Raw genomic sequence first — 10,560 nt, 5'->3', positions numbered from 1 at the left:
TTCATCGACCACGGGGATCAATTCGGCGGGTGCAGAGGCCACCGGCGCTGGCGGCTCGGCGCTCAAGGCCGTGTCGCACCTGCTGCCGGCCGAGCGCGGGCAGGTCACCGCCGGCCGCATCACCTACGACGGGCAGGACGTGGCACATGCCAGCCCGGCCACCCTGGTGCGCGCCGGGCTGGTGCCAGTGCTGGAAGGCCGGCACTGCTTTCCCAGCCTGTCGGTGGAGGACAACCTGGTCACCGGCGCGCTGGGCCGCAGCGCCCGGCGCGGCGAGATCGCGCACGACCTGGAGCGGGTGTACGCCCTCTTCCCGCGCCTGCGCGACAAGCGCCGCACGCCCGCGGGCCTGGCATCCGGCGGCGAGCAGCAGATGACCGCCATCGGCCGCGCGCTGATGTCGCGCCCGCGCCTGCTGGTGCTGGACGAGCCCTCGATGGGCCTGGCACCGCGCGTGGTGCAGGAGATCTTCGCGCAGTTGAAGCAGCTGAACCGCGAGGAAGGTTTGACGCTGCTGGTGGCGGAGCAGAACTCTGCGGTGGCGTTGCAGTATGCGGACCGCGCTACGGTGCTGGATGCGGGGAAGGCGGTGCTGTCGGGGCCTGCGGATGCGCTGCGGGAGCGGGACGAAATAAGGCACTTTTACTTCGGTCAGGGCGCGCAGGCACTCGCAGCGTGAGCTGCCGGTTGACCGAATCGGGCAGCGTGATCATTAATGGCGTGGAGGCGGACTGGAGCGGCGCAGCCGGCTGAATGGACAAGTCCATCAAGGACGCCCAGCTCACCTCGAAGTCTGCTGAAGGCTGATTGCAGTCATCCAACCTTGGTCGTCAAGCGTGTGCTATCTGCCAACTGCTGTCGTAGTAGCAGCTTAGGCAAGAGGCCATTCTTGCCTGTAGCCACTTCAATGTAATCGCGCGAGCTGTTGAATTGCCTGGGCGAAATCGTTGAACGCGCCATCGCGGGACCCCATCAGCCGAACGTCGAGGCCGTGGCCCGAAGAAAGGTGCAGTCTGTTGTATCGGCAGACAGGGAGCTGTCGGTTGTTTTTAAATCGCCGGTCAGGCCCGCCCTTCTTGTTCACGTACTGCCATGTGTGCTCAACGACAGTCGCATCGCGAGGTACTGATTCATGCTCAATGAACTGTGATGGGAAGCTCTCTACATTCAGATTTACATAGCTGATGGCACCGACCGCCTTTCCCTGGAAGGCAAGCACGCGGTCCGGATAGAAAGCCAATGTCGTTCGGCCACTTGTCAAGACGGGCACGTCCACATTGGCCAAGACCCCCGGCGCTTGACCTACCACACTGTACGATTTACCGAACTTCAACCCGTGCGCCGCACCACCTGTGTACTTTGAGTCTGCGTACATGGAAGTTTCTAGAACGGAGCGAAGCTTGTGAATGGAGCCTGTCCGCTCTGCTGCCTCGACAACGGCAGCGAACGCCTGTGTCGTCCTGTCGTCCGGCTCAAAGAAAAGAACCGTCAATCGCTTCATATGATCCCGATGGCGTACCCATGCAGTTAGCGCAACTCCGAGCAAAAAAAGAGTCCACACTATCCACGACGGCCAGCCTTGCACGAACTGCCGACCCCAGATGAAGAGAAGCAGAAGCCCTACACCAACGAATGGCCAGAGTTGCACTTTCTTCGCCTGTTCGTTCATGGCATCGAGCAGTTCGTCACCGTTGGAATCGGCCAAGGTTAGAACGCTTTGCACATCGTGTTCCACAGAATGAACGATGTTCGAGTCTGGCGTAGATGGTGGCGACACGTGCGGCATGGGTGTGCGCATTTGGTCGGTCGCAGCTAACGCCGCAAATGACTTGCGATTTCCGCCCAAGCTGGTTCTATATCTGAACCCGCCAACACCTGCACTGATGTACGCCCCACGGGGCCCTGTGCCAACGCGCAAGCCCTTGATGCCCGCCGAAACCCCTATGCCCGAACCAGAAAAATTGAAGCGCACCCCTCCAAATCGGACGCTGCGCGAAAAACTCAATCCCATATAGTCCCTCTCTTGATGATTTGTAGCGAAAGATAGGCCAGTGGCTACGTCCTTCACCTGTTCGCGTCCAATCGCCAAACATGTTGCTCTTTTGCACGTAGCCACCAGCGCAATGACGCCTGTTTGTGCAACAACGCCCTCTGGATTAACACAGCTCCGAAATGTCCTGAAGCATCTACAAACTACTTGAATTCGCGTCCCATCAGGAGTGCGGTTTCAAGTCGAATGCGGCTTGCCTCGCGAAGCCTCTGCATACCCAACTCGCGAGCCATTGCTATGACAGATTCTTGTTCTGAGAGCCCTCGGTGCAATACCCAGCGAGCGAGCGACAAAAGCTCCGCCGTGCAGATTTCTTCTACGCTGCGAGCGCTTTCATCGTCTGTTGGACGACGGAAAGGTATTTCCTCGCATGGCTCAAGTTCGCGAGGCCAGTAGAAGGTTCCACCGGCTTCCTCTGTGGCTTTAAAGCGCTGTTGCGCGACCCTCTCGATCCGTTCCTGAATCCGGCTACCCGTTCGTTGAAAACCATGGGCCCGCGCGATGCGTCGGGCCAGAGCTGTATCTAATACTGGTCCCTCACGGGTGACTATCCAATCGACCATTTGCTGTAACACCGCGTCATAGCTGGGCTCGTAGAACAAGTCAGCAGAGATGGTGTTGGCGGGTACCGCATCGCTGGGTTGCGATGCCTGAAAACGGTGATCTGTTTGGTCGTCAGGGGCCTTGTTTTCCGCAACTGGTGAAGGCGATGCCGCGCGCGCATAGACCACCTCTGGCTGCGCTGCGGCTTCCAACGGAGCGCTAACAGCGGGCAGCCGAAGGCCCGATGCAGCGCGTGCAATAGCTGCTTCGGTCTCGTTGATCACGTCAAGGCTAGGCTTGATATCTGTACCACTCGGCTCGATGGCTGCATCGTCAGGTCGCTCGATGGCTTCACTGGCTCGCTGTCCCCGTTCTTTCTCAAGCAGTTCAGTTAGCACTGCGTGAACACGCTCCAGGGTCCCGCCCGGATTCACCCACCAGTCAGTAGACCAGATGCGCACGATTTCCCAGCCAAGTCCACGTAGAACCTGTTCGCGCAATTTGTCCCGATCGCGTGCGGTAGCAGAGCGGTGGTAGGTTGCACCGTCGCATTCAACTCCCGCTAGATAGCGACCCGGAAAGTCCGGGTGCACCACGCCCAGGTCAACGCGGAACGACGAAGCACCAATCTGGCTGTGCACCTGCCAACCTTTTCGTCCCAACGCAGTGGCCACAACGGCTTCGAAAGGACTTTCAAAATCACCCTGACTGCCGTGGTGCGCTTCTGCCAATGCGCGAGGCCCGAATTCTGCAAACTCAAGGAAGTGCTTCAGATCACGCACGCCAGCCGCCTTGGTGCGAGACAGGTCCATTTGCTCCCCTCGAAGGCTGGAGAAAACCCGTAGCTCATGCCGGGCGCGGGTCACAGCCACGTTCAAGCGCCGTTCACCACCGTCGCGATTCAGTGGGCCGAAGTTCATCGACACGGTACCTGCCATGTCTGGCCCGTAGGTGATCGAGAAGTACATGATGTCTCGCTCGTCTCCCTGCACACTCTCCAGGTTCTTTACGAACACCGGTTCGAGCTCCATTTCAGAAAAGTAGGGTTCCAAGCCAGGGTCTTTTCGGCGCTCCGCATCAAGCAAGTCTTCAATTAGTCCCTGCTGTTCAGAGTTGAATGTCACGACACCAATGGTCAGACCTGACTCCCGAAAGCCCTGGTGCTTGAGTCGACCGACTAGATCCGCCACTAGGGCTTGTGCCTCTGGTTGATTGATTCGGGCTCCCCCTTTCTCGTAGCGTCCCGTCACCAAGTGAAAGCTGACGGCGCGGTCGTCGGTGACGGGAGACGGAAAAGTGACGAGGCCCCCCCCCGTAGTAACGGTGGTTGCTGAAGGCGATCAGGCTTTCGTGGCGCGAACGGTAGTGCCATGACAGGTTGCGCGTGGGCAGGCTGGCACCCAGGCACTCGTCGAGGATGCTCTCCAGATCGCCCTCCACGACGTCGTCGTCACCGTCAGTGCCTTCGCTGCGGCCGAAGAAGTTGGTGGGCGGCAGTTGCTTCGGGTCTCCAACCATCACAACCTGCTTACCACGGGCCATGGCGCCAATGGCGTCCCACACCGGAATCTGCGACGCCTCGTCGAACACAACTAGGTCGAAGTTGCTGGCCTCGGCTGAGAGGTACTGCGCAATCGACAACGGGCTCATCAGCAGGCAAGGGGTCAGCCGCAACACCACCGACGGAATCTCTTGCAGCAGTTGACGCAACGGTTTGTGCTGTTTCTTCTTGGTGATCTCGTGGCGCAGGATGCCCCACTCGCTGTTGCGTTGGATGTTGTCGGTTGCCGGCAGGTTGGCGCACAGTTTGGCGCGAATCCACTCGCGGGACACTTTGGTGAACTCGTCATCCAAGGCGCGGAACTCCTGGATACGAAGCTCGTGCTCAGCGGAGACAAATCGCTTGAGAACCTCGTCTTCATCCGCAGCTTCGGCCAGCCACCAACGAGCGTAGTTCACTTCGAACGCGGCGGGCACCTGTGCTGGGGTCACGTCACCCACCTCGATAGCGCCCACCAGTGCAGGGAGTCCTGCATTGCGCGCATCGACCTGTGCGTGGCGCCAAGCGCACCACGCGTGCAGGCCGTGGTGATGAGACTCCAATTGCACCGCCATCTCAACCAACTCTACAGGCTCAAGGCCTGCGATCACAAGACGGACGGTGTCTGGCTGCGCGGCGTTGTCGCAAAACTGTTCTGTCGCGCGGTTGAGGTCCGTGAGCTTCGCTATGACCCCGTGACAGGCTTGCCCAATCACTCCAGAGTCACCCAGATCAGAGCGGCGCGTTGCGAGCACCTGATGCAAGCTGCGATACGCCTCGGCAGCGGCAGAAGGATCCAGACCAAGACCGGTCAAGCCAGTCTTCAGTGAAGCATGGAACTTCATTGCTCGCTCGATCCCGTCGCTGTCGGTATCCAATGCACTCCAGACCCCAGGGCATTCGGTAGCGAGACCAGCCATGGAAAGCAGCCGTGCCTCCACCGCACCGCGTCTCTGCAACCACTCATGCTGCTGCTTTAGGGCGGGGCCACATCGCCCTTCGGCCACCTCCTGATGCGGTGCCTGCAACATGCCCCTTTGAAGCAAGGCCAATCGCTCGCGTTCAAATGCGAGCGCTGAGCGAAGAAGTGCGGAATCGGTGTAGTGCCCTTGCCAAAGTCCATGGCTGCTTTCCGAGAGCGATGCACACTCGGCCAAACCATGATCCAGGTCCAACAAACTCTTCAGGCGTTGGACCTCGCGTGTCCAACGCTCGCCGCAGTACCCCTCTGAAGCTGCGCCCAGGCCCTCCAGCGTGAATGGCTTGCGCATACGTGCGGCATGCAGAGCCGTGTTAGCTTTCAAGGCGCTGCGGGCGTGATCAACCCGAGTTTTGATGCCAGCCCACAAGCCTTCAGCAGCAGCACCCGGATTCAGTTGCTGGACTTCTTCACGTAGGCCCTTGATGCGCACGAGCGCAGACAAATCATCGGCAACACGTGGCTCACCGGTGCCGTCGATGACCCCTTCAAGCAAGCTGCGCACTTTTCGCTTGCCCAGCCAAGACATTGGCCATAGCGCCTTTTCAGCCTTAGCCCAATCGCGCTGCAGCTGCGACACATTGAGCTGTCCCACACCTGATCCGTACTTCACGGAAAGACCAGCGCGCAGTTGGCTCATTTCCTCAATCAACTGCACCCCGCGTTCGATTTCATCGCTGACGGCAGGTGGCCAGGGCGTTCCGAGTTCCGAGTGCAGGTTTCGGTGCGTGTCGAGCAAGGCGAGCGCTCGGGACAAGCGATTCTGCAGCTCTGCCTGCCACGGAGGGGACATCTTCGACGAGATTTCCCGGTGTTGCCCGAGCAGATCATTGCCGGTTTTCAAGGCAGCGCAGATGGTTTCACTCTCAGGCAGCGCGCAGAAACTCCAATCTTGAGCCGATGCTTGAGGCAAGGCCTTGACGAGTACACCGAGCGCCGAACGGGTTTGACGATGCAGTGCTGGCCATTCCAAGCTGAGCATTTGCCCGAGGGCTTGTACTGCCGACTGGAAGTCACGGCAAGTGGTTTGCAGTGTTTGCGCGGATCTGACCATTTCCTGTTGCCACTTGGCGGACCATTCCGTGACGTGCACAGGCACCAGTGGGCCGGTCAGCAACCGATCAGGATTAACCGCCGCCGCGTTGGCCTGCAACCTACCGGCGAGATTGCGCAGTTCGGTCAGTGCAGCCTCGTCGTGCGCACGCGGAGATGCCCAGCCGAATCGCAGGTCCGGCAACGCATCGCCTCCAACGACACACCCGATGGCTTTGAAGATCGTCCAACCGTTTCTATGGCGGTGGTGAAGGCGCTCAACATAGGTGGACAGCTGCTCGCGTACTTGACCCAGTTGCCGCGCCTTGGCTTCCCAGGTGGCAGCGTCCACCTCACCTTTGGACTCCCAGGACTTCTGGAGCTGGCTCAGTACGTCGAGCTTACGACTCTTATTTGAATGCAATTCGAGGCAGAACTCCCCCAGCCCGACTTCGCGCAGGCGGCGGAAGACGACATCCAGCGCAGCGATCTTTTCAGCCACGAAAAGTACGCGCTTGTTTTCAGCCAGACATTGGGCGATCAGGTTGGCGATGGTCTGGCTCTTGCCGGTTCCTGGCGGACCGATCAAAACAAAGTCCTTGCCTCTGGCTGCAGCCATCACGGCAGACAGCTGGGACGAATCTGCGGGGAGTGGGCTGAATACCTGCTGAGGTGGGTATTCGGTGTCCAGCCTCCGGGCCTCGGGGAAGGGCGTTGTGGATGGGTATGGTTCGCGCGGCGAGTCGATCAGGTGTGCCACCACTGGCGACTTGCGCAAGTCTTCGGTGCGATCTGACAAGTCCTTCCACATCAGGTACTTAGCAAAGGAGAACATCGACAGTACAACGTCTTCGCTGACCTCCCAGCCCCGGATGTCTTTGATGGCGTTGCGAACGCGCTTCCAGATACCAGCGATGTCCAGCCCAGACTCATCACGTGGCAGGTCCCCAGCGGCAATACCCAACTCCAATTGGAAATCCTGCCGAAGCATCTCGACCAACGTTGGATTGAACAACGCTTCATCTTCATGTTCTTGTAGCGTGAACCCCGACCGGGCGCTTTTGCGGTTCAGAGTGACGGGCAACAAGATCAAGGGGGCTTTGACCCGAGAGTCCGTCTTTTCAGGGCGGGTCCAGACCAGGAACCCGAGCGCGATGAAAAGTGTGTTGGAACCACCCTCTTGCATCGCATTGCGGGCGCCTCGATACAACTCAACCAAGCGTCCTTCCAGTTCTTGATCTTCCAGCCGAATGCATACCTCACGGCGCTTCAGGGCGTCCTTTGCATGCGCTTTGCGGAGGTCTTCAAGGCTTCTGGCCTCGTGTAGTTGTTGGCTGCGAGGGTCCTGCCCTTGCATGAGTGCAGGGCTGGGCAGCAGCTTGATTGTTTGCCCTTCTGCCAGGGTGTCTTCCAGTTCTGGTGCTGCCACGTCCAGCAGCAAAGCTCTCTTACCCTGCTTGAAGTTCAGTAGTGTGTTTCGTAGAGACAGATCGAGCAGTTTGCGTTGCCACCGGGCCAGTCGGTCTTTGGGATCAAGTTCAGATGTCGGCGTATCTGTGATGGCGTCGTCTGGTAGGTCCGGGGCATCCTCAATACTGATCGTTCCCGCTGGTTCCGCCTCAACTGACACCGCCTCTGCTGTAGCGTGCGCCTGAGCCAGCGGCTTGATCCGTGACATGCGCGCGCGCTTCACGTCGATGACCAGTTCAAACTTGTCTTCTTCCTCCTCTGACAACTGACGGTTTGCATTGGCGATGGCCTGGCTGAAACTCACAGCTTTTCCCTGAGCCGCGAGGGTTGTTTCGAAGACCAACATTTCCTGTAGCTTCAAGCGCTTTCTCACCGCTGTGACGTCATCGACCACAGACGTAGAAAACTCTTCGTCCCGTAGCCATACACCGACAAATGCGTGACCATGTGTGAATATCAGCAAGGGGTTGAGGTGTGCCTGCTCCAGGCATGCGGCGAACATCAGCGCAAGATCAAGACAGGTGGCTAATCCACCATCAAGCACCTGTGAAGGACTGCGAACCTTCTGCCCAGCGTGCTCAAAGCTGGCGGGCGGCAGCGCGTAGTTGAGCTTGCGCTGCAGCACTGCAGCCCAGATACTCGACGCCAGCTCCCATGCCCGTTTCGAGCCATGGGTGTAGCCATCGATCGACCCTGACCTTCCTCCCGTCTGCAATGCCAAGGCGGCACTTTTGAGCAACCGGTCGATAGCTTGGTCGTTCGGCTGCACGAATGCCGCCACCATCTCTGGCAGGTGACCAATACCGCCCCATTGATTTCGCGCCAGAAGTTCTACAGCAGACTCGTGCCTTGCAAGAACTTCATCCGATTGCTTGCGACTGCGCAATTCGAAGCGCAGAGAAGCTGTTTCAGCTTCCGTCAAGCGCGAAAGGAGGGCGCCATCCAGCTGAACGTCGAGATCACGCAGGTGATAGCTCTCGCCTGCGCCGACCGATTCCACATTCCAGACGCGAGGCTTTACGAAGGCCGGCTCGGAAATCAATTGAACGGTCAACTCGCTGATCAGCGACAAGGTCTCATTGACGATCACTAACTCGTGCAACGCGGGTACCGCGTTCTGGAAGGCTGCGAGGTTTAGTTTTTTTCGCAGCGCTGATCTGCAATCGAACCGTGGGAGGTGGCGCCTCTGTAACAACAGAATTTTCAGGCGTACCAGCCTCTTTCAATGGACCTGACTCCCTTGTCATGTACGTTCTCCTTTGCTCCGCATATTGTGAAGCGTGGGTAACGTTGTAACAAATATTAATTGACTGTTACTGGTCAAATGACAGGTTGATGGGGTACGTCCATAGCGGCCGTTGGCGGACTTACGCTTATAGCGGCTTACGGGAGCTTGGCCGCTTCCGCCTCAATCCCACAGTGTGTCGTGGCATCCCACCGCAACGAACACGGCCTAACGCCCATCAGCGACAACTCTTCCAACGCATTCCCCAGCAGCGAATCCCCCCAACGAATCCCGCATATCGATGCGCCGATTCCTTCGCACCACGCAGCCGCCTCTCGCCCTCCAATCGGGGCATGACTGCAAGACCGGCACTGCAACAACACCTGCCCGAGATTCCCACCGACGTGGCGCGGATCGCCACCGATGCGCAAGCCATCGCCGCCGCCCACCGGTTGGCGGCTGAATTCGCCCCCGGCGCCTCCGAGCGCGACCGCGATCGCCGCCTGCCCTGGGACGAACTCACACGCTGGTCCGCCAGCGGCTTAGGGTCCATCACCGTGCCGCGCGCCTACGGCGGCCCACAGGTGTCCTACGCCACGCTGGCCGAGGTGTTTGTGATTCTGAACGCGGCCGATCCGTCCATCGGGCAGATTCCGCAGAACCATTTCGGCGTGCTGGGCGTGCTGCGCGAGATCGGCACCGAGGCGCAGAAGCAGCGCTTCTACGGCGAGGTGCTGGCCGGCCGCCGGCTGGGCAATGCGGGGCCCGAGCGCAAGGTGGACGGCGCGGCCACCATCCTGCAAAGCGGCACCCGGCTGCGCGCCACGCCGCACGGCCTGCGCCTGACGGGCAAGCGCTTTTATTCCACGGGCGCGCTGTTTGCGCACCGCATTCCCGTGCGGGCGCTCGACGACGCGGGCCGCGCCGTGCAGGCCTGGGTGCCGCGCGATGCGCCGGGCGTGGCCGTGGTGGACGATTGGGACGCCTTCGGCCAGCGCACCACCGCCAGCGGCACCGTGGTGTTCGACGACGTGCCGGTGGATGCCGACGATGTGCTGCCCCTGTGGCAGCTGGCCGACCGGCCGGGCCTCTATGGCCCCTCGTCGCAGCTGCTGCAGGCGGCCATCGACCAGGGCATTGCCGAAGCGGCCGTGGCCGATGCGCAGCGCTTCGTGCGCGAGCGCGCCCGGCCCTGGGTGGATTCGGGCGTGCAGCATGCGCACGACGACCCCTACGTGATCGCCGACGTGGGGCGCCTGCAGATCGACCTGCATGCCGCGCGCGAAGTGCTGCGCGAGACCGGCGAGTTGTTCGACACCCTGGCCGCGCAGGCCACCCTCAGCGCGGAGGACAGCGCCCGCGCCTCGGTGGCCGTGGCCGAGGCCAAGGTGCTGACCACCCGCATCGCGCTGGAGGCGAGCGAAAAGCTGTTCGAGCTGGCCGGCTCAGCCGCCACGCGGGCTGCGCCCAACCTGGGCCGCCACTGGCGCAACGCGCGCGTGCACACGCTGCACGACCCCGTGCGCTGGAAGCTGCACCTGATCGGCAACCACCGCCTGAACGGCGCCCTGCCCGCGCGGCATTCCTGGAACTGAGAGCGAACTCATGGCCTTGTTGCAATCCATTGAACCGCTCGCAGCCGCGCCCACGCCGGCCGAGCCCGCCCCGGCCTTGCCCGCGGCGCGGCCGCCGCATCGCATCGCCACCGACACCGAGGCCCT

5 protein-coding genes and 1 pseudogene are annotated in these 10,560 nt (G+C 60.6%); 2 read left to right on the top strand and 4 right to left on the bottom strand.

Annotated features, from left to right (window positions below):
* Positions 1-679, top strand: a 679-nt coding sequence (locus AC27IO_RS15365; RefSeq protein ID WP_498739513.1) for an ABC transporter ATP-binding protein, incomplete at its 5' end; no start/stop codon positions are given.
* Positions 680-904: 225 nt separating this feature from the next.
* Here AC27IO_RS15365 and AC27IO_RS15360 read toward each other — a convergent pair.
* The 4 genes and pseudogenes from AC27IO_RS15360 to proA all read right to left on the bottom strand — a co-directional run bounded on the left by AC27IO_RS15360 (position 905) and on the right by proA (position 8,716).
* On the bottom strand, positions 905-1,705 hold the full coding sequence (locus AC27IO_RS15360; RefSeq protein WP_317351244.1) for a hypothetical protein: 801 nt from the start codon (positions 1,703-1,705) through the stop codon (positions 905-907).
* 159 nt (positions 1,706-1,864) lie between these two features.
* Positions 1,865-2,011 (bottom strand): annotated as a pseudogene (locus tag AC27IO_RS15355) (DUF4236 domain-containing protein); the annotation flags it as partial.
* A gap of 182 nt (positions 2,012-2,193) precedes the next feature.
* Complete coding sequence (locus AC27IO_RS15350; protein WP_498739512.1) at positions 2,194-3,783, bottom strand: DUF3320 domain-containing protein; 1,590 nt, start codon at positions 3,781-3,783, stop codon at positions 2,194-2,196.
* Positions 3,701-8,716, bottom strand: coding sequence for an anti-phage protein ProA (gene proA, locus AC27IO_RS15345; RefSeq protein ID WP_498739510.1), 5,016 nt, complete (start codon positions 8,714-8,716; stop codon positions 3,701-3,703). The genes AC27IO_RS15350 and proA overlap by 83 nt, the downstream gene beginning before the upstream one ends.
* Positions 8,717-9,192: 476 nt before the next feature.
* On the opposite strand from proA, the gene AC27IO_RS15340 reads away from it, so the two are divergent.
* The gene (locus AC27IO_RS15340; RefSeq protein ID WP_317351239.1) at positions 9,193-10,434 is read left to right on the top strand and encodes an SfnB family sulfur acquisition oxidoreductase; all 1,242 of its coding nucleotides are present in this window, start codon (positions 9,193-9,195) and stop codon (positions 10,432-10,434) included.
* The last annotated feature ends 126 nt before the right edge of the window (positions 10,435-10,560 follow it).

It is taken from the genome of Acidovorax sp. KNOB132, from assembly GCF_057541515.1.
The sequence above is the reverse complement of the archived record's forward strand: the minus strand, read 5'-3'. Positions and strand labels throughout refer to the sequence as shown.

Coding starts and splice junctions, on each gene's coding strand:
- AC27IO_RS15340 (WP_317351239.1), top strand. CDS start 9,193: ATGACTGCAAGACCGGCACTGCAACAACACCTGCCCGAGATTCCCACC.